Source organism: Cloacibacillus evryensis DSM 19522 (assembly GCF_000585335.1).
In the GTDB taxonomy this organism is placed as follows: Bacteria; Synergistota; Synergistia; order Synergistales; family Synergistaceae; genus Cloacibacillus; species Cloacibacillus evryensis.
Genome location: NZ_KK073872.1, coordinates 3,313,027 through 3,332,947, shown reverse-complemented (window position 1 = coordinate 3,332,947; position 19,921 = coordinate 3,313,027). Strand labels below are relative to the sequence as shown.

At 56.8% G+C, this 19,921-nt stretch carries 17 protein-coding genes; 6 read left to right on the top strand and 11 right to left on the bottom strand.

The window, feature by feature from the left end; genetic code table 11:
• Window positions 1-130: 130 nt before the first annotated feature.
• Genes CLOEV_RS14865 through CLOEV_RS14850 form a run of 4 tightly spaced genes read right to left on the bottom strand, consistent with a single transcriptional unit; the run spans window position 131 to window position 4,941 of the window.
• Window positions 131-1,579, bottom strand: coding sequence for a Na+/H+ antiporter NhaC family protein (locus tag CLOEV_RS14865; protein ID WP_034444738.1), 1,449 nt, complete (start codon window positions 1,577-1,579; stop codon window positions 131-133).
• A 38-nt stretch (window positions 1,580-1,617) separates the two neighbouring features.
• The gene (locus CLOEV_RS14860; RefSeq protein WP_034444735.1) at window positions 1,618-2,661 is read right to left on the bottom strand and encodes a homoserine dehydrogenase; all 1,044 of its coding nucleotides are present in this window, start codon (window positions 2,659-2,661) and stop codon (window positions 1,618-1,620) included.
• A gap of 26 nt (window positions 2,662-2,687) precedes the next feature.
• Window positions 2,688-3,779 carry an alanine racemase gene (locus CLOEV_RS14855; RefSeq protein WP_034444733.1) on the bottom strand — a complete coding sequence of 364 codons (1,092 nt, stop codon included), beginning with the start codon at window positions 3,777-3,779 and terminating at the stop codon, window positions 2,688-2,690.
• Window positions 3,780-3,831: 52 nt separating this feature from the next.
• On the bottom strand, window positions 3,832-4,941 hold the full coding sequence (locus CLOEV_RS14850) for an aminotransferase class I/II-fold pyridoxal phosphate-dependent enzyme (protein WP_034444731.1): 1,110 nt from the start codon (window positions 4,939-4,941) through the stop codon (window positions 3,832-3,834).
• Between the two features lie 189 nt (window positions 4,942-5,130).
• Here CLOEV_RS14850 and CLOEV_RS14845 point away from each other — a divergent pair, with 189 nt between their 5' ends.
• The 5 genes from CLOEV_RS14845 to CLOEV_RS14825 all read left to right on the top strand — a co-directional run bounded on the left by CLOEV_RS14845 (window position 5,131) and on the right by CLOEV_RS14825 (window position 10,428).
• Window positions 5,131-5,781: a GntR family transcriptional regulator gene (locus CLOEV_RS14845; protein WP_008708720.1), complete on the top strand. Its 651-nt coding sequence runs from the start codon at window positions 5,131-5,133 to the stop codon at window positions 5,779-5,781.
• Window positions 5,782-5,807: 26 nt separating this feature from the next.
• Complete coding sequence (locus CLOEV_RS14840; protein ID WP_034444729.1) at window positions 5,808-6,932, top strand: aminotransferase; 1,125 nt, start codon at window positions 5,808-5,810, stop codon at window positions 6,930-6,932.
• 299 nt (window positions 6,933-7,231) lie between these two features.
• Window positions 7,232-7,603, top strand: coding sequence for a DUF3870 domain-containing protein (locus CLOEV_RS14835; RefSeq protein ID WP_034444728.1), 372 nt, complete (start codon window positions 7,232-7,234; stop codon window positions 7,601-7,603).
• Window positions 7,604-7,838: 235 nt separating this feature from the next.
• A complete protein-coding gene (locus tag CLOEV_RS14830) occupies window positions 7,839-9,236 on the top strand; it encodes a YfcC family protein (protein ID WP_034444726.1) in 1,398 nt (465 codons plus the stop codon).
• Between the two features lie 13 nt (window positions 9,237-9,249).
• Entirely contained in the window at window positions 9,250-10,428 is a 1,179-nt protein-coding gene (locus CLOEV_RS14825) for a M20 metallopeptidase family protein (protein ID WP_008708698.1), read from the top strand.
• 90 nt (window positions 10,429-10,518) lie between these two features.
• Here the strand turns inward: CLOEV_RS14825 and CLOEV_RS14820 are convergent, their stop codons facing one another.
• The 7 genes from CLOEV_RS14820 to CLOEV_RS14790 form a co-directional block, all read right to left on the bottom strand.
• Entirely contained in the window at window positions 10,519-11,406 is an 888-nt protein-coding gene (locus tag CLOEV_RS14820; RefSeq protein WP_034444724.1) for an SIR2 family NAD-dependent protein deacylase, read from the bottom strand.
• Entirely contained in the window at window positions 11,357-12,133 is a 777-nt protein-coding gene (locus CLOEV_RS14815; RefSeq protein ID WP_034444721.1) for a protein-ADP-ribose hydrolase, read from the bottom strand. The genes CLOEV_RS14820 and CLOEV_RS14815 overlap by 50 nt, the downstream gene beginning before the upstream one ends.
• A 40-nt stretch (window positions 12,134-12,173) precedes the next feature.
• On the bottom strand, window positions 12,174-12,971 hold the full coding sequence (locus CLOEV_RS14810) for a hypothetical protein (protein WP_034444719.1): 798 nt from the start codon (window positions 12,969-12,971) through the stop codon (window positions 12,174-12,176).
• Between the two features lie 121 nt (window positions 12,972-13,092).
• Complete coding sequence (locus tag CLOEV_RS16275; protein WP_051485147.1) at window positions 13,093-14,454, bottom strand: HAMP domain-containing sensor histidine kinase; 1,362 nt, start codon at window positions 14,452-14,454, stop codon at window positions 13,093-13,095.
• On the bottom strand, window positions 14,451-15,125 hold the full coding sequence (locus CLOEV_RS14800) for a response regulator transcription factor (protein WP_008708693.1): 675 nt from the start codon (window positions 15,123-15,125) through the stop codon (window positions 14,451-14,453). Before CLOEV_RS14800 ends, CLOEV_RS16275 begins: the two co-directional genes overlap by 4 nt.
• A gap of 414 nt (window positions 15,126-15,539) precedes the next feature.
• Window positions 15,540-16,064 (bottom strand): PepSY domain-containing protein, encoded by a 525-nt coding sequence (locus CLOEV_RS14795; protein ID WP_051485146.1) that lies wholly within the window; start codon window positions 16,062-16,064, stop codon window positions 15,540-15,542.
• A gap of 214 nt (window positions 16,065-16,278) precedes the next feature.
• Window positions 16,279-17,742, bottom strand: a complete 1,464-nt coding sequence (locus tag CLOEV_RS14790) for a Na+/H+ antiporter NhaC family protein (protein ID WP_034444717.1) — start codon at window positions 17,740-17,742, stop codon at window positions 16,279-16,281.
• 466 nt (window positions 17,743-18,208) lie between these two features.
• Between CLOEV_RS14790 and CLOEV_RS14785 the strand changes: the two genes are divergently transcribed.
• A complete protein-coding gene (locus tag CLOEV_RS14785; protein WP_034446164.1) occupies window positions 18,209-19,567 on the top strand; it encodes an MATE family efflux transporter in 1,359 nt (452 codons plus the stop codon).
• Window positions 19,568-19,921: the final 354 nt, after the last annotated feature.

Sequence of the window (19,921 nt, the reverse complement as noted above, 5' to 3'; positions counted from 1 at the left end):
TCCGGCGGAAAAAACGCCGTTTGGCGGACAGCGGTTCATATTGGTCCGCCAGACGAAGAGTGGAAAGATCGGAATTTCTCCGATCCTCCCACTCGTACAGCGTTTACAATAATTTCCTCACGAAGTTAGGCTAGGCTTCGGCCTTTTTCAGTTTCACATCAGGTTCAGACGGCAAGCCGAAAAGCGGTATGAACCTGTCCCAGCCCGTAAAAGTCAAAACATATATCGAGATCACACATATTATCCCCATAAAGTTATAGTAAAGATCGCCGATCGTGAAATGGTAGAGAGGGTAAACCGCAGCCGCGAGCCCCATGTAGTAGGCAACGCCGGTGTGCCAGGGGATCAGCGCGGCGGAGTGCACGCCGACAGCATCGGAGAAGAGGGCGTTTCTGTTGCGCAGTTTGTATTTGCCTTCTTCTGAGCCCTCCACGTTTTTATCGATGATATCTTTTATTACCGGCCCTACGGTAGCCATCTGCGACATTTCCTCGTTGAGCGTGGCGTTGATGATGAGACAAAGAACTCCGTTGCACACGACTAAATGGCGCACCCGGCGACTTACCCTGACGAAGAGAGCGGCGATGGGGCCAAAGGCGTCCATCCTGCGCATGACCGCACCGAAGCCCATCGCCCAGAAAAGCATGATCACCGCCCAGCTGCCAGCGCTTTCAAACCCTGACTGCACGAGGTCGACTACATCTTTAAAAGAGGTCACGGTTCCCGCCACATAACCAAAGAGTATCGCGCAGGCAATGCCCGTTGAAAGACAGCTAATCGTATCCATACGCATGACCGCCATCGTGATAACTATTATTACGGGTATAATCATATAAATAGGAACACCGTCTTTCACCTGCGCCAGCAACGTCAGTACGGTCGGGCGTTCCTCCTGGAGTATAGCAACAGTCTCCTTCGACATGCTTGCCAAAATCTGCGCTGGGTCACCGACAGTGTTGGGAAGATCCATCGCCACGCTGAAAGCGTAGAAACATATGGCAGAAAGTATGACGCAGATCACGGACCACGGGCCTTGGGCACGGATACGGTCGACAACTTTTACTCCCTGCAACCCGGAGCTGAGTATCGTCGTATCGGATATGAGTCCGATATTGTCGCCGAATGCCGAACCTCCCACCGCAGCTGCGAAGGTCATCGCGGGATTGCCGCCTACTACGTTGCAGAGCCAGATAAAGATGGGGATACAAGCGGCGAAGGTTCCCCAAGACGTGCCGGTAGAGACGGATAACGCGCAGGTCGTAAGAAACGCCACGACGGCAACTGTTTTTCCTGTTACACCGGCGTGAATAAAGATAGATATCGCCGCCGCACCAACACCAGTACTCATGAATATTTCGGCCAAAGCATAGGCCAGCATCAAAATGAAGGCAAGCAGAGTCGCATCTTTGGCGCCCTCCACAGCTTCGTTCATGATGTCACCGAATTTCATTTTTTCCGTGCATTTGCAGATAAACGCAGCAACGAATAATCCGATGGAGGCGGATATGAGAATATCGATACCGTTTATGACCATTACCGCGAGAAGGATGACTGGAGAAAGCTTCAGAAAAGTTAACATATCATTACCCCATTTCTAAATGCGTTTCGTATTGATTTTTACTTTTGAGACATTATAAGTGTGAGCAGGTCGCTGTATACTCCATATGCCGTTTGTAAAATACCGGGGTTCGTCTGTACGATCGATATCTCGCCCGCCAAGTCTGTGTAAAAGGTGATCGCTGCCGACGTTCCATTGACGCTGCAAAGAGGATCGTCGAACGGAATTTCCCGCGGTTCCACACGAAGATCTACTATTCCGCTTTGCTCGTCGCACTCCGCGCTGCAAATGTATTTTATTTTGCGGCCCCTTTCGCGCGCTTTTTTGATATCTTCTTGGCCTACCCTCGCGACGCTTGTTACCGAAGCGGCCTTCGGATTCGTGCGCGCACCCATAAGAATATTCGCCAGCGCACATATTTTCGCCGCTCCGTCCCAGCCGTCCACATCCATCGACGGATCAGCTTCGGCCAGTTGGATACGCTGAGCTTCCTTTAACGCCCTTTCGTATGTGCCCCCCTTTTCAAGCTCGCCAAGGACAAAATTCGTCGTGCCGTTGAGGATGCCTTTGATACCGAGGACCTTATTCCCACGCAGGGTCTCTTTTACGAGATTGAAAACAGGTGTGCCGTCCATCACGATCGTCTCGTAAAGAAAGAGACGCCCTTTTGCTTCGGCGAGCGCCGCAAGCTCGTCAAAGTGCCAAGCTTCCGGCCCTTTGTTAGCCGTTATCACGTCCATGCCTCGCCTCAATGCCTCTCTGATGTAACCGGTCGCCGGTTCGCCGTCACTGATGGAGAGCGTCGTCAGCTCGATAAAAAGCTCGGCGTCGGCCCTGCGGATCATTTCGGAAGTATCGCAGGAAACGAAATCGGTGCGCCCCGGGTCGAAGCGCCCAAGTTTCTCATTCATTTCTAGCACTTCTTTTATCGCGATACCGCCGCTATTCAAAAGAGCGCCTTTCGAACGGGTACAGATTCCCGTCAAACACATTTCACAGTCATATTCTTCTTTGAGCTGCGCTTCTTTTTCGAGCAGTAGTTTCATGAACCGGGCTCCGACGTTTCCAAAGCCCGCCACGCAGAATTTTATTATTTTTGTCATGGCTCCTCCTGATCGTTCGCTTTTGTTCAGTTGACGTATTTTTTTGTGATGAACGGATTCGCGGTGGCGAAAAGCATCGCCTGGTAGTGCAGGGTGAAAGACATTACGTCTCCCAGCCCGTAGTTCACGCTGCTGTCCTCAATGTCTATTATCATATGATCACTGCTTGCGCCGAGTATTTTTACGCCTTTGTCCTGAGGTATAAGCTTATCGCACGCTCCAATATCAAAAGCCCCAAGCGCGACAAGCGCCCGACGGCGAACGCCCCTGTCCTCATAATCACTATAGGAACCGAAACAATTGACGCCAAGCTCGCCTATTGGATGGGTCGGCTTCGAGCCAACTTCGATAACCTCGGCCCGCAGTATAAGCCCCTCGTTGGAAAGCCCCTCCACTGGGCAATGCCAATGCCCGGCAAGGTCGCATGGAACGGTTATTGCCTCTCCTATACGCAGATTGTTGACCTTCTTCGGCATCTTGCCACTGACCATTAGAGGTATGGAAGTCGTGTTGCCTCCGGAAACAACCTCAAGTTCCCTGCCGATCGCGCGTTCTATCTCCGCCGCGTCCTTCGCAAGGACGGACAAATTTTCAACGGTCGGAATTACGGAACCGTAGCAGGTCAGGTTTGTACCCACACCAAACAGACGTAGGTTCGGAAGATGTTTTTCCGCAGATATCGCCGTTTCAATAAAGCGTTCACGTTCAAAAATCCCTTCGCGCAGATCGCCAAGGTCACGCATCAGTATGACTTTGTGGATCTTGTCAGCACTCCGCGCCTCTTTGTCCAGAGCTTTCAGCGTTTCAAGCTCTGAATTTAGGCTGATATCACAATATTCAATGACTTCAGGAATTTCGGAAAGCATCGGTATGCGCAGTGCGAGCGTCTCAACGTCATAGGCGGAACGCCTAACTGCCGCGAGGTGCGGCAGCCGCGAGCTGGCGAGAGTCTTGTAGCCTGCCTCAACAATCGCCTCCGTGACACCGTCAAGAGCGTTAAAACCTTTGATGACCGCAAATGGTTCCACACCGTTTTTCCTGCAAAGCACAAGAATCGTCTCGGCGTTCCTGCGGATTATATTTTTATTTATCTCAAGAATCGGGTATTTTTCATTCATCTCGGTTCTCCGGGCAACGTCAGGCAGCCACCCCCCGGCGTTGCCCTTTCTCTTACTTTCTCGCTTCCCTTATCGCCGCGGAGATGCCGGCGAGGCCCGCTCTCAGTTCATCTTCAAGCGGCCAGGCGTAGCCGATGCGCATGTAGCGGTCGTCGAAGCCGAACCAATGGCCGGGGCCTATATAGGTGCCGTATTTGTCGTTCATGATCTTATAGAACTTTTCCACGTCGACGCCGGCGCTCTCTTTGATGCGCGGGAAGCAGGTGCAGGCCGCGCGCGGCTCCACCCATTCGATGAACTCCTCGTTCGCGACCCACTCTTTGACGATCGCGAAGCGGCCGGCGATCAGCGCGTCGTTCTCCGCGATCCATTCTTTTTTCTGTGAAAGGGCGACATAGCCGATATATTCGTCCACGACGCTGCCGCCGATGCAGACCTGTTCTTTCGCGCAGGTGAGCAACTCGATCATCTCCTTATCCTGACAGACGGCCCAGCCGATACGGATGCCGGGGATGCCGTAGGTCTTGGAAAGCGAAGAGATCGAGATGACCTTTTTTGATAGCGAGGCGGCGACGGGAAGCCTTTCGTCCTTGAACATATCGCGGTAGGTCTCGTCTACGAGCAGCCGGACGCCATGCTTTTCCGCGATCGCGATGACGCGTTTGAGCTCGCGGAGCCCCATCATCGTCCCCGTTGGATTGTGCGGATTCGTCAGCGAGATGTATTTCGTATCGGGACGGATCAGCGACTCAAGTTTTTCGATATCGACGCGGAAACCCTCTTCAAATTTCTGGTCAAGATAGCTGATATCCGCGCCGATCGCCTCCGGCGTGGCGATATTCGTCCCGTAGTTGGGACGCGCGACGATCATGTGGTCGCCGGGCTCAAGCAGCGACGACGCGACGAGGAAGAGCGCGGAGGCCGCGCCGCCGGTGACGATCACGCAGTCCGGGTCCGTAATGCCCGACTGCTCCGCGATCAGCCTTCTCAGGCGGGGATCGCCGAGATGGTCCCCATAGGGCAGCAGGATATCGTCAAGCACTATCCCCAGGTCCCTGATATTGCGGTCGCGCACGGAGGTCTCGGTGAGATTGTTTTTGATCTTCTCATATCCGAACTGCTCCGGCGATTCCTTCTCGATTGGCATACGCGTATACTTCATTGCCGCACCTCCATAATATAGTTGTTCGTTACAGTTGGATCTCGTTGCATCCCTATGTATTCTATTGAATACAATTGTATTATAATCAAAAAGATTCATTCGTCAACAAAATTGCCTATTGTTTTTATTACATGAACGGAGGTACAATATATACAATGGGATACAATAAAACAATTAAGGGGATTTTTTATGGACAGTTTTCTGGAACAGACGGCGCCGGGCGTCGCCTATACGGAGATAAAGAAGATGATAATGCTCAAAAGACTCACGCCGGGGCAGCGGCTCGCCGAGATATCGCTTTCGCAGGAGATCGGCGTGAGCCGCACGCCGGTGCGGGAGGCGCTGCGCAAGCTCGCATCGGAGGGCTGGCTGAAGATGGTGCCGAACAGCGGCGTATGGGTCGCCTCGCCGACCAGGCGGGAGATCATCAACGCCTACGAGGTGCGCGCGAAGCTCGAACAATGGGGAGCGGAGGCGGCGATGCCCAACGTCACGCCGCTGTTGATATCGCGCCTCGAAGAAAATATCGAAGAGGAACAGGCGGTCTACGACGGCAGGATCAACCCGGACCGCTATTCTGACATTAACAGCAGCTTTCATTTGAGCATCGCCGAGGCGGGAGGAAACGACATCCTCTGCCAGCACATCAGGATCGCCATCAACCGTACCGATATCTATATGATCCTCTACGAAAATTATCTTGACTTCGCCAACAATCGCAGCCTCTCGGAGCATCGGGAGCTGCTGGAACTTTTCAGAAGCCGCGATACGGCGGCGGCGGTGGAAAAGATCGGCATCCACGTACAGAACGGCTTTTCCGATTTGAATATCGGTTACTGACAAATTCATAGAAAAGGGGCAGAAAGATGAAGATAGCCACATTCAAAGTCGAAGAATGGATGAACCTCAACGAAACAAAGGCGAAATACAATATCGCGGAGACCTGCGTCGATTCCGTGAGCCTTGATGAGCTTTTCAGCCTCGCGGGGCGCGGCCGCCGGGAATTTTTTGATACGCTCTCCCGCCGGCGCATGACTTACGGTGCAATTTTCGGCGCGGAGGAGCTGAAGGCGGCTATCTGCGGGCTTTACCGCTCCGCCGGCGCGGACGATGTCGTCACGACGCACGGCGCGGCGGGGGCAAACCACCTCGCGCTCTACTCGCTAGTCGAACCCGGCGACGCGGTGGTCTCGGTAATGCCGACCTATCAGCAGCTCTATTCGATTCCCGAGTCATACGGCGCAAAGGTGCGCATACTGAAGCTGAAGAGGGAAGAGAATTTTTTGCCGGACCTCGACAGGCTGCGCACGCTCGTCAATGAAAAGACAAAAGTCATTTGCATCAACAATCCCAACAACCCGACCGGCGCGCTGATGCCGGAGGAGACGCTGCGCGGGATCGTCGGGATCGCCCGCCGCGTGGGGGCCTACGTCATCTGCGACGAGGTCTACCGCTTCCTCACACAGGAGGAGGGCTATCCCGAGTCGATCGCCGACCTCTATGAGAAGGGGATCGCCGTCGGCAGTATGTCCAAGGTTTTTTCCCTCGCCGGACTGCGCCTGGGCTGGATCGCGACGCGCAGCAGGGAGGCGATGCGCGAGATATTGCTGCACCGCGATTACGACACAATAAGCTGCGGCATGATCGACGAGGCGCTGGCAACGGTCGCCCTCGAGGCGAAGGAGGCGATCATCGCGCGCAACAGGGCGATCGTGCGCGAAAACCTGGCGATCCTTGACGAATGGATCGCGAAGGAGCCGCGTTTCTCATACGTGAAGCCGCAGTGCGGCACGACGGCGCTGTTATACTGCGATGTCGATATGCCGTCAGAAGAGTTCTGCGCCCGACTGCTCGCGGAGACGGGAGCCTTCCTAACGCCCGGCTCCTGCTTCGACGAAGAGCACTGCTTCCGCATCGGCTACGCCTGCAGTAAGGAAGAACTGAAAGAGGGCCTCGCGAAGCTCAGCGAGTTCGTAAAGGGGCTCGCGTAGGAGACAGGGCTCCTTCGCCCGTCAAGAGGCGGCCAGGCACCGCCCGCGCTGCCGTTGTGAGGCCGCGGTACGGAGAGATGACTCTCCAGTACCGCGGCCTGTCCTGTCTTTGCGCGTTTTCTACAAGTTTTGACAGTCCCACAAATAGTCTATTAAGGTCAATGTTATTTAGCACTTTTTATCTTACCCCTGCGGCGCTATCGCCATCTTTCTTGTCCGTTACGGGAGATATCGTCGCTCCTTCGCGGTATAATTGAGGCAGATAAGAGGCATCTTAAACAGAGGGGAGGATCGTCCGTATGCCATTTGATAAGCTCTGTATAATCGGAAACGCGCGGACGCAGCAGAAGAACCCTATCACCGCGCGCTTTTCGCACTTTTTTATTGTCTTCATCGCCGAAGCCGGTACGGGAAAGATCGTCGACCTTGACGTGACGGTGATGCTGCCGGCGACCAGCAATTTTATCAAAGAGCTTTTCCTCGGCCGTTCGCTCGCGGAGGTGGACAAGGAGCTGCTGGAACTCATCCGCGGTTCATACCTCGCCTCTTCGCAGAAGGCGATCCAGATGGCCTACATGGAGGCGGTAAAAAAGTACCGCACCTGGCTCAGCGCTCACGGTCCCGCGGCTTCCGGAAAAACGAAGATGGCGGTTGACGGGGAAGAAAAATAATATATAATCGTGCGCACAGGGGGACGGCAAAACGCCCTCCGAGAAAAAACTGAATAACGACTGCCTTGTCAGTTGACCCGCGCGTTCAGCGCGGGGATATAATCTGAGAGATCCAGCCAAATTAACGCCGGAAGGCGTTTAGTTTGTGCTGGATTTTTTGTTTTTACCGGTTATCAGAACGGATGCCGCCTCTCGGCCGGCAAGGCAGCGGCAAAAAGGAGTTATTGGAGAAAAAATGAGATCATCAACCGCAAAATTCAAAATGCCGCACACCTATGTACTGCTCTTTTATATCGTCGCGGCGGCCTGTCTGCTGACCTGGATCATTCCGGCAGGCGAATTCCAATATCAGTCCGTCGACGTAAACGGCACGATGAGGAATATCGTCGTCCCCGGTTCCTTCCGCTATCTCACCGATGCGAGCCCTGTCGGCATTCTCGGCTTTTTCAGCTCCTTCCAGCGCGGCATTATAGAGGTGGCGGACCTGGTGGCGCTCATTTTCATCGTCAACGCCGCCTTCGCCCTTGTCATCAAGACGGGATCTTTTGAAAAGATGCTGGGCACGCTGCTGCGAAAGCTCGAAGGGCGTGAGAACATCGTCGTCGTCATCTTCTACCTCTTCTTCGCTCTCGGCGCGAGCCTCTTCGGCATGTGGAACGACTTCAACGGCATGATACCGATCATGGTCGGCGTCGGCGTGGCGATGGGCTATGACGCGATGTTCGGCTTCGCGGTGGTCATGCTCGGCATCGGGGTCGGCTTCGCCGCCGCATTGACAAATCCATATACCATCGTGGTGGCGCAGTCGATCGCCGGCATCCCGCTCTATTCCGGATTCGGCATGCGTATCGCGATCTTCGTCGTCTTCTCGGCGATCGCGCTCTGGTGGATCTTCCGCTACGGCAGGCATATAAAAAAAGATCCCTCGCGCTCGCTCGTCCCGCGCGGCGAGGCGCTATTTTCCTACGACAGCGAGGAGCTTAAAAGGTTACAAATGGGACGGCGGGAATCCGCTTCGCTCGCCGTTATTTTTATAAGCCTGACCCTCATCTTCTACGGCTGCCTCTATCTGGGCTGGGGCAACACGCAGCTTACGGCGGTATTCCTCCTGATGGGGATCGCGGTCGCCCTCATTTTCGGCTGGAGCGCCGACAAGATCGCGGAGGAGCTGCTCGCCGGGGCGCGCGCCATCGTCTTCGGCGCGCTGATCGTCGGCGTGGCGCGCGCGATCCTCGTCGTCATGCGCGACGGGCATATTATAGACACGATCATCAACTTCATGGCGGCGATGATAGAGGGCACGCCGCCGATCATCGCGGCGGAGGGAATGCTCTTCATCCAGACCTTCATCAACTTCGCCATCCCCTCCGGCAGCGGGCAGGCGGCGACGATCATCCCGATAATGGCGCCGCTCGGCGACGTCGCAGGGCTTTCTCGCGAGGTCACGGTGCTCGCCTTCCAGCTTGGGGACGGTTTTTCAAATCTGCTGTGGCCGACATGCGGCATCGCCACCGGCTGCGGTATCGCGGGCATTTCACTCTCAAAGTGGTGGAAGTTCTTCCTCAAGCTCTTCGGCATCATGTGGCTCGCGATGATGCTCTTCATCGCCGCGGCGGTGTTGATTAAATTTTAAGGGGGCCTGGTCCATGGATATCAGAGAAAAGATCGCGAAAATATTGCCGGAGATAACGGCATTCCGGCGCGCGCTGCACGAATATCCCGACCTTTCGGGCGAAGAGGGGCCGACCTGCACGCGCATCTCGGAGGCGCTGGCCCGTTACGGGATCGGACATAAATTGACGCTCGACGGCACGGCGGTCATAGCGGCGATCGCCCCGAGGGAAGGGGCGAAGACCGTGGCGCTGCGCGCCGACACCGACGCGCTGCCTCTCACCGAGGATACGGGACTGCCCTTCGCCTCGCAAAAGAGAGGCGTAATGCACGCCTGCGGCCACGACGTCCATACCGCCGTCGCCCTCGGCGCGGCTGTCGTGCTCAAAGAGATGGAGGCGGAGCTGCCGGGAAATGTAAAGATATTCTTTCAGCCCGCGGAGGAGGGCACGGGAGGGGCCGAGCGCATGATCACGGCGGGCTGCCTCGAAGCGCCTTACGTCAGCCGCGTGCTCGGGCTCCACGTCAACCCCTCCGTCCCCGCCGGAAAAGCCGCCTTCAAGTTCGGCAAGATGCACGCCGCCTCCGACGAATTCACGCTCATACTACACGGGCGCGGCTGCCACGGCGCGCATCCCGAAGAGGGCTGCGACGCGGTGGCGATGGCCGGGCAGCTCATCTCCGCGCTCCAGAACATTACGAGCCGAAACCTCTCGCCGCTCGACTCCGCCGTGGTCACCGTGGGAAAGATCGCGGGCGGAACAAAGGGGAATATCATCGCCGACCGCGTCGAGATGGCGGGCATCATGCGCTCGCTCAGCGAAGAGACGCGCCTGCTGCTGCGCCGCCGCGTACAGGAGACCGCGGATGGCGTCGCGCGCGCTTTCGGCGGGGAGGCGGAGCTGATCCTGCGCCCAAGCTACGGCGCGCTGATAAACGACGACGCCGTGACGGAAATCGCCGTCGATTCGGCGCGCGCGGCGATCGGCGCGGAGAACGTCGTCATAAAAAAAGAACCGACCTTAGGCACGGAAGACTTTTCATACTTCGCCGCGGCGCGCCCCTCCTGCTTTTATGAGCTGGGCTGCGGCTTTTCCGATAGAGAAACAAACTTTCCCCTGCACAGCGCGAGGTTTGAAGCGGACGAACGCTGCATAATGACCGGCGTCGAACTTCAGGTCCGAGGGGCGCTCGCGCTGCTGACAAAAAACTGATTCCGGCAGCCTGACATACGGAACAGAGAGAAAAAGAGACTTCCGAAAATTGACGGGGAGTCTCTTTTCTCATTTACGGGCCTATCCTGATCAGCCGGCGGCGCGGTCCCTCGCCGCGGCCAGCAGCGGGGCGATGTCGCCGTCTATGCAGAGTGCGCGTTCCCCCAGTTCGGCGGGCGCGAAGGCCTCGCCGCGGTTCGCGCAGATATAGAGCGAATCAGGGTTTGCCAACGCCATCCGCCAGAAGGGATACTTTATTATCCCGGGGGTATTGCCGCCCACGCCAAGCTCGAGAAATACCACGCGCAGGCCCTCCGTGCGCCGCAGAAAGGCCAGATAGCGCCCCTTCGCAGCGTGCCAGGCCGCGTCCTCGACAAAGCTGCCGTCAACGCGGAGGTTCATGGCCAGCGGCGCGCCGCAGCGCGGGCAACGGGGAACCAGCGCCTGCGGCACGCGCATCTCCCGCTGCGAGGCGGCCATCCGCCGTACCGCCGTCTCATTGCCGTAGGTCATATCATGACAGGGACGCGAACACTGCCAGAGGCCGTAATCGCCCTGTGTGGGAAAGAGGCGGTCCGCCTCAAAGCCAGCGTCGGCAAAGAGGTGGTCTACGTTCGTCGTCAGGACAAAATGGTCCCTCCCCCGCACCGCCGCCAACAGGTCGCGATATGGGGCGCCCACCGGCCGGTCGTAGCGGTTGAGGCAGATGTGGCGGCTCCAGTAGGCCCAGTGCTCCTCAAGTGAAGGATAGCGGTGGAAGGCCGCCGAATACATGTCGGTGAAGCCGTATTTCGCGATAAAGCCGGCGAAGTTTCGTTCAAAGCGCGGCCCCGAATAGACGAGCCCCGCGGCGGCGGAGAGGCCGGAGCCGGCGCCCACGAGGACGGCATCCGCGCCCGCCAGCGCTTCCCGCAGCCGTTCCGCGGGCTCAGCGCAGCAATTTCGCGTATATTTCACGGTCGATATCCTTGAATACATTAAATATCACCCTCATCCCCGCGTTCTTTTCCCGGAGAAATTCCCGCACCGTCTCCACCGCGATCTTCGCCGCCGCCTCGTTGGGAAAGCGGAACTCTCCCGTCGAAATGCAGCAGAAGGCGACGCTCCGCAGTTTGTTTTCTTTCGCGAGCTTCAGGCAGGAGCGGTAGCAGGAGGCCAGTTCGGCACAATCCCGCCCGGTCGGCTCGCCGTCGACTATCGGCCCGACGGTGTGGATCACATAGCGGCTCGGCAGGTTAAAGGCCGAAGTTATCTTCGCGCCTCCCGCCGGCTCCGCGTGCCCCTGCCGCCTCATGATCTCATGACAGGCGAGCCGCAGCTGGATGCCGGCGTATGTGTGTATCGCGTTGTCAATGCAGCGGTGGCAGGGCACAAAGCAGCCAAGCAGCGCGCTGTTGGCGGCGTTGACGACGGCGTCCGCCGCCAGCGTCGTGATATCGCCCTGCCAGAGGCAGATGCCGTCTCCCGCCGCCGAAGCCAGTTCATCAGCCGGTACGGCGCCCCTGGCAGACAGTTCTTCCTTAAGATAGGCGTCCTGTACCGCCAGCAGCCTCTCGCCGGCGGCCCGCGGCGGGCGCAGATTGAAGAGCGCGCGAAGCAGCCTCTTTTTTTCCTCCGTATCCGCGGGAACTTTCAAACCGGCATACTTTGGCTCTTCCGCCGCCAAAGCCCAGATAAGGTAATCGAGCCGTTCCTCCTGTGTCATGATCTTTCCTCTCAAGCCATCGCCGTTCTTCTATACTTCGTTAGCCGAAGAAAAAACGCGCCGTCATATCAAGATAATTTTCACCGCCGTAATTTCCATAGCGCTCTTTGACCGCGGCTTTGAAGCTATCAGCGCCGGCGCAGCCGGAAGCGATCTCCGTGAGCGCCTCCAAATAGGCGATCTTCGTCTCGACATCCTTCAAGTCCTCGGGGGTGTAGTGCGAGGTGAGCACCAGCCGGTACCCCTTCGCGAGGAAGCCTTTCAGCCGGCCGATCATCGCCCCGGCGTGCGCCGCGCCGGCCACGATCGAGTGGCAGTCGTGGCCGAGCATATGTGTGTAGACGGCCTCGATCTCCGGTATCTCGACGTCAAAAGCCTCGTGCGTGGGAATGATATTGAAACGGATGCCGCCGATCGTGACCTCGCCGGGCTCGACATAGTCCGTCACCTGATGGACGGCATTGTCGAAGGCCGCGCCAAAGGCGTCCGTAAAGCTGTCGATGAGCGCTTTGCCGCCGCCGCGATGTCCGTACTCATCGGCCTGCCTCGTCGCGTAACGCTTCACGCCGGGAAGGAAACCGCCGCCCGCCATGTGATAGGCCAACAGCAGTCCCGCGACCGCAAGCCCCGTACCGGCGATATATCCTTCCAGCTCCCTGTCATTATCAAAGAAACAGGGCGACTCGATGACGACGGCCTGCCCGTCCTTTTCAACGACGAACACCTCGTCCGCGAGAAAGTCGTTGGTCCGGTAAGCGTGGAGCTTCATGCCGCCGAAATCATAAAGGTTTACTTCGCCCTTCGCGAGAGTAATTTTTTCAAAACAGTTTTTGTCCATATCGGGTTCCTCCTAATTATCTCAGAATCTCCGGCCCGCGCCGGAGCGTGACTATAAGATAATCCTATCGGTTCCCGTCGTAAAGTAAGCACAATATTGTATCGTAGTTACCTTTTAGATACTAATAAGCGGTGAGCGGCGTTTCTCCCTCTCCACGCGAGATCACCGGCAGCAGCAGCGTAAATACAGTGCCGTCCGCGCCGCTCTCCGCCGTCACCTTCGCCCCGTGGATATCGGCGATCTGTTTCACGAGCGCGAGGCCGAGCCCCAGTCCGCCGCCGGAGCGTGATTTCTCCAGGCGGTAGAAACGCTGCCAAATCTTTTCAAGTTCGGCGCGGGGGATGCCGGGGCCGTTGTCGGAGACGCAGAGCCTTATCGCCTCCGGCTCCCTGCGAAGCGATACGCGCACCAGGCCGCCGCCGTACTTGAAGGCGTTCTCCAGCAGGTTGCCGGTCAGGCGCGAGATGAGCGCCACGTCAAAATCCGCGTATATACCATCTTCGATCTCCGTCTCCAACGCCGCGTCTTTCCAGAGGAGCCGCGACTCGCGGCATACGACGCTGACAAGTTCGCTCAGGTCGGCGCGCTCAAAGGAGGCTTTCGCCGTGCCCTGCTCAAGCCGCGTTATCTGGAGCAGCGCGCCGATGAGCTTCGACATCTTCAGCGCCTGACGTTTGATCGCCGCGATCCCCTGCGCGTATTCATCTCTCTCGCGCCCGCCCTTCTCAAGCGCCTCGCACTGCGCGAGTATCACCGCCGTCGGCGTGCGCAGCTCATGGGAGGCGTCGGAGGCGAACTGTTTCTCTGCCTCAAAAGAGGCCTCAAGGCGTCGGAACATATTATCGAAGGAGGAGGCGATCCTGTGTATCTCGTCATCGCGCGGCGGCAGGCCGATACGCGCCGAGAGGTCGCGCCCTTCGCTTATCGCGTCCGCCGCGGCGATGATCCTCTCTATCGGGAGAAAGGCGCGCCTGGCGATCAGGTAGCCGCCGCCCGCGGCGAGCAAGACAAGCAGCGGCAGGATAAAGAAGGCGAGCCGGGCGGCGATGAGAGGAAAGCCCCCGACGGCGGAAACGGGAAGCACCCCGCGCAGCCACAGCGCGCCTCCATCCAAGCGCCGGTCATAGAGGTAAAAATCTCCGCCGGGACAGGCGACAATGTAGGGTTCGCCCTCCAGGAAAGGTTCGCCGGGATTGAATCCGGGCGGTACGCGCCCATGGAGCAGGAGCCCCGCGCCAGAGTAGACCAGCGTGTAGGCGCCGCCCGCGTAGGGTTCAAAATCGTCGCCGACGTCCAGGCCGTCTCTGCCGAACTTGATCTCATCCGCATTGTCGTCCACCGTTTCCTCGAGACGGCTCAGCGAGTAGCTCTCCATCAGCGAGCCGCCCACCGTGATGATAAAGCCGAGAGACGCCACCGTTATCAGCAGCATCAGAAGCGTGAACCATATAGTAACGCGCGCCTTCACCGAGAAACTCTTCATTCAGTCTCCCTCAGCGTCCAGCCCGCGCCCCACACCGTGTGGATCAGCTTCTTTTCAAAACCGTCGTCGATCTTCCGGCGGAGATAGCTTATATATACGTCGACGACATTTGAGCCGCCGTCATAGTCATAGTTCCAGACATTGTTCTCTATCCTCTCCCGCGAAAGCACCGCGCCGCTGTTCCTCGCCAAAAATTCAAGCACGGCGAACTCCTTCGCGGAGAGCGCCAACTCTTTGCCGTCCCGCGATACCCGGTGCGAGACCGTGTCGATCTTAAGTCCGCCTATTTCGATAACCGTGCTCTTCACGCCCGCGTACTTGCGCGTGACCGCGCGGACGCGGGCCAGCAGCTCGGGAAAGGCGAAGGGCTTTATCAAATAGTCGTCGGCGCCGAGATCGAGACCCCTGACCCTGTCGTCGACGCTGTCGAGGGCGGTCAGAAAAAGTACCGGCGCGGCGATCCCCTCCGCGCGCATCTGCCGGACGACCTCATGTCCGCTCATGACGGGCATCATCACGTCGAGGACGACGGCGTCATACTCCGCCGAGCGGATGAAATCCATCGCCTCGCCGCCGTCATGGCAGCGGTCAACACTATAGCCGGCCTCCTCGAGAGACTTCGCGATCAGGCGGTTCAAGTCCCTCTCGTCTTCCGCGACAAGTATTCTCATAAAAACGCCTTCCTTTCGCGGCAAATAAGACAGGGGAGGACCGATCCCTCAGTCCTCCGCTGAAAATACTAGGGAAACACTGACTAATTCACACTTTGTCATATAAAACCTGATGTATCGTCCGCTGATTACAGCCAGAGAGCCGAAATCTTTGATTTCGTGCGAATCGGCTGGTTTGTACATCAGATGTACCAGCCGCTAAACAGGCAGTCCCTGAACGGGGCGGACGGACAGAGAGCCAAATCAGTGATTCTCTGATTTGTGCGAATCGGCCGGTAGTTCCATCAGGCGTATTTGCATACGTTGGAGCCACGGTCAGGGGCTGTCTGTGACGCGGTAAGTAAGATAGAAAATCTTTAATTTTCGTAATCGAACTTAGTTTTTCCATCAATGGTGCATATAATCAGCGGCTCCCTAGTTGCCTATCTCACACTTGAGCACTTCTCCGCTTTTAGCGTCTATCTTGAAATCATACTCTTTCATATTATAGAAAATCTCGCCCTCGTAGACCTGCCGCCCGTCGTCATTATCGAGCTTGAACTTCCTGAGATCGCTCTCCTTGGCGCCCGCGACCCTCGCCAGGGCGATACTCTTAGCCTTCGCATCGCCGATCAGGCCGGCCGGCCCCGCAGTCTGCGGTGTTGCGCGGTTCTTCTCCTCACGCGAGAATTTGAGCACCTCGCCGGTCTCCGCGTTTATCTCGTACTCATACTCCGTGCTGCCCACATAAAACTCCAGCTCATATTCGGTGTGGTTATACTTCTTGTCGAGCTTCATTTTTTTAAACTGGACCTGCTGCGGATTCACTCCGGCGTGTTTAAAGGCGATCTCCTTCGCCTTCGTCTCGCCGATCAGCTTCGCTGCTTCGGCCGAAACTGCCGCCATTCCCAGAGATAGGGCCCCCGCCGCGATCGCGGCCAAACTGATTATTCTTTTCATCTTTACTTCCTCCTTGCTGTAGCTTTGAAATCTCTTTAAAGTAAGTATATAAGGGAATTATTAAAAAATCATTAAGGTAACGGCGGGTTTCGTCAAAATCATTACGGCGCGGCAAAGGGCTCCCCTGCGCCGGAGAGGCATACCGGCGTCGGGGAGCCCTTTTTGTCTATATTAAAGACGCGGCGGTTCCGGAGCCGCGCCTGTTAATATCCCGTTACTTGCCCTCGAACTGCGCCGCTTCGCTCTTGAGATAGACCTGCGGCTCCTCCGGCAGCTTGAAGAGCGGGATGTAGCGGTCCCAGCCGGTGAAGGTGAGGATCAGCATCGAGGCGACGGCGATCATCGAGAAGTAGTTGTGCGTGATGATGTCCCCAGCCGTGATGCCGGTCGCCAGCGGATAGACGGAGGCGCTGATGCCGAGGAAGAATCCCATATAGCAGTGCCACGGGATGAGCTGTGAGCCGAGGACTCCCATCGCGTCCGAGAAGGTCGCGTTCCTCAAGGCCAGCGTGTACATGTCCTCCTTGGAGGCAACGACGTTTTCTTCCGTGATGCCTTTGATGATCGGGCCGATGGTGACGATCTGCGCCATTTCATCGGAGAGGGCGGCGTTGCCGAGCAGGCAAAGAACGGAGTTCGCGAACATCAGGTGGCGGACCTTATGCACCATGCGCGCGATCAGGACGGCTATGGGGTCGAAGGCGTTCATCTTGCGCATGACGCCGCCGAAGGCGCCGACCCAGAGCATCATCGCGATGGACCAGCCGCCGGCGTCCGAGAATCCCGTATAGACCACGTCGAAAAATCCGTTCAGCCCCGTCACGGTGCCGGAGATGAGCCCGAAGACCAGCGAAAAGAAGATGCCTGATCCTAAGCAAATAAGCGTGCTGTAACCTTTGACCGCGGTACCAATGACTATGATAAGGGGAATGACCATGTAATAGGGCACGCCCTCCTTAACAAGGTTCAGCAGGGTGACCGCCGATGGGCGTTCCTCGCCGAGCTTCTGCCAGACGTCGGCGGGGATCTGCGCTATCGCGTCGGAGGCCTGCGCCGCCTCTCCGGATAGTCCCAGTGAGGCGATATAAAATACGATCGCGCCGCTGATGAGGCAAAGCAGCGACCATACGCCCTGATGGCGTACACGCTTGATGACCTCGACCTGCTGTATCCCGGAGCTGACGATCGTCGTATCAGAAATGAGTCCGATATTGTCGCCGAAGCAGGAACCGCCGGCGATAGCGCCTATCGTCAGCAGTATATTGCCGCCGACGATATGGTTGAGCCAGAGGAAGATCGGCGCGCAGGCGGCAAAGGTGCCCCAGGAGGTGCCGGTGGCCGTCGAAAGCACACAGGTCAGAAGGAAGGCGACGACGGCGATGCTCCGCGCGTCAAGGCCCGCGGCGAGCGACATGTTGATGACGGAGGCGGCGACGCCGGTGGACATGAAGCATTCGGCGACGGCATAAGCCAATTCCAGAATAAGGAACACAATAAGAAAGTGCTTGAGATTATCGAGAGCGGCGTCCACAAGCTCTTGGAACTTGTAATGATCCACAGCCATGGCAACGATAGAGGCATACATAAAAGAGAGCGGCGCGGCGATAAGAATGTCCATTCCTGAGAGCATCAGCCCCGCGATCACGCAAATTGGCGTCAATTTCAACAGATCTTTCATACCCTTAATATCCCCTTTCTTGATTCCGTACCCCGGAAAAAAAGAAAAATCAGCGATAAACCTTGACCCATACCAGCTCTGCGGAAAACTTTGACCAGGTCCCCCCTCCTAAGCAACCCCAGGTGTATACAATGTTTTACAACACCGGATCACCCTCTCTTTTATATTTCATGAACATCATTCACCGGTCAGTAAAATTGCTTAATTAAATTAATTAAATTTCAAATATATCCCAGAAAAGGCTGTTAATTTGCGAAAAAATGGGGATATCCAGCGAGTGCCTCATAAAATCAGCTTTTCCTCTGAAAAAACCCTCCGCTTGCCTTTTTCGGCCGTTGATGCTATAAACTACAACGCTCACTCGGAGGGCGGATCATTCGTTGGAAATGACGAGCCGGATAAGGTGACGGGCTGGAACGCCCGTTATCTTGTCCGGCTCTTTGCTTTTTATTTAAGGGGGATCGTCATGGATCTTTTGCACACGAAAATCAGGACCATATATTTCAGGTACCTTGGCGCCGCCTTCGGCAGCGCGATGATAAGTTCCATATACGGGATAGCGGACATGGCGATGGTCGGGCAATATCAGGGGCCGGACGGCGCGGCGGCGCTTGCCGTCGTCGCCCCCGTGTGGAACCTCATATACAGCCTTGGTCTGCTCGCCGGGATCGGCGGCGGAGTGCTCTTCTGCGTCGCCAAAGGCTGCGGCGGCGAGGGGGAAAGCAATGGGAACGAGTATTTCACGGCGGCATTTATCGGAACGGTGATATTTTCAGCCGTCAGTTGGATAGCGATCGTTTTTTTCGACAGGCGGATGCTGCTGCTCTTCGGCGCGGAGGAAACTCTTCTGCCGCTTGCGCGGCAGTACCTTCAGCCGATAAAATTCGCCGTTCCGCTGTTTGTCTTCAACCAGATGCTGGCCGCTTTCCTGCGCAACGACGGCAGCCCCGGGCTCGCCACCGCCGCGGTGCTTTTCGGCGGACTCTTCAATGTCGCCGGCGATTACTTTTTCGTCTTCACCTGCAATATGGGCATCATGGGCGCGGGGCTTGCCACGGCGATCGGGGCGGCGCTCACCTTCGCCGCGATGCTCTGCCACTTTTTATCAAAAAACAACACGCTGCGGCTGGTAAAGCCGGTAAAACTGACGGCAAAGCTGCGGAGGATATTTGTCACCGGCTTCTCGACCTTTTTTATCGACGCCGCGATGGGGATACTCACCGTGCTTTTCAACCGCCAGATAATGAGATATTCCGGCACGGAGGCGCTCGCCGTATACGGCGTCGTAGTCAACATCAGCACGATCGTCCAATGCTGCGCCTACAGCATCGGGCAGGCTTCACAGCCGATAATATCGACGAACTTCGGCGCGGGCCGGTGGGGGCGCATCAGGGCCACGCTGCGATATGCCCTGGTGACGGCGGCCCTTTTCAGCCTCGCCTGGACCGCCGCGGCGCTGACGATGCCCAACGGATTTATCCGCATATTTATGGCTCCGACGGCTGGCGTGCTTGCCGCCGCGCCCTACATCATCCGCTGCTACGGCCTATCTTTCCTGCTGCTGCCCTTCAACATCTTCTCCGCCTATTATTTCCAGTCCCTGATGCGGCCGGAGATATCGTTTTTTATCTCCGTTTCGCGCGGCATGGTGATAAGCGGCCTGCTCATATACCTCCTGCCCGCCGCCGCGGGAGCCAAAGCCCTCTGGTTCGCGATGCCGGTCACCGAACTGCTGGTCGCCGCCGCAGCCGTCTATTGCATGATGCGCTGCACGCATAACCTCTATTCAAGAGAGAACCGCCGGCACAGAGCTCTGCGGGGCTGACAGACGTGAACGCCATTCAACAGGCGTATAAAAATCAACGGCTGGACTTGCGGCGTCAAGACCCCGGCCTTTGGCCCGCTTATCCGGCGGCCGCATGTCGTTTGCCGTTATTTTATTCACCAGCATAAAAACATAATAGAACTAAGCCTTGTTTTTATAATTATTTGTGGATATTATAGATATAAGGCAATGATCATTTAACTTGCCGGGAATGGTTCTGAAAGGAGGAGACGTATATGTGACGTAATGTCGACAGGCCTGTGGTGCGGGCTTTTGCCAAGTCTCCTGCTCAGAATCCGCCAAAAGAGTAAGAAGACTTTCCATAAAATAAATCCGTTTGTTAACGCAAAGACG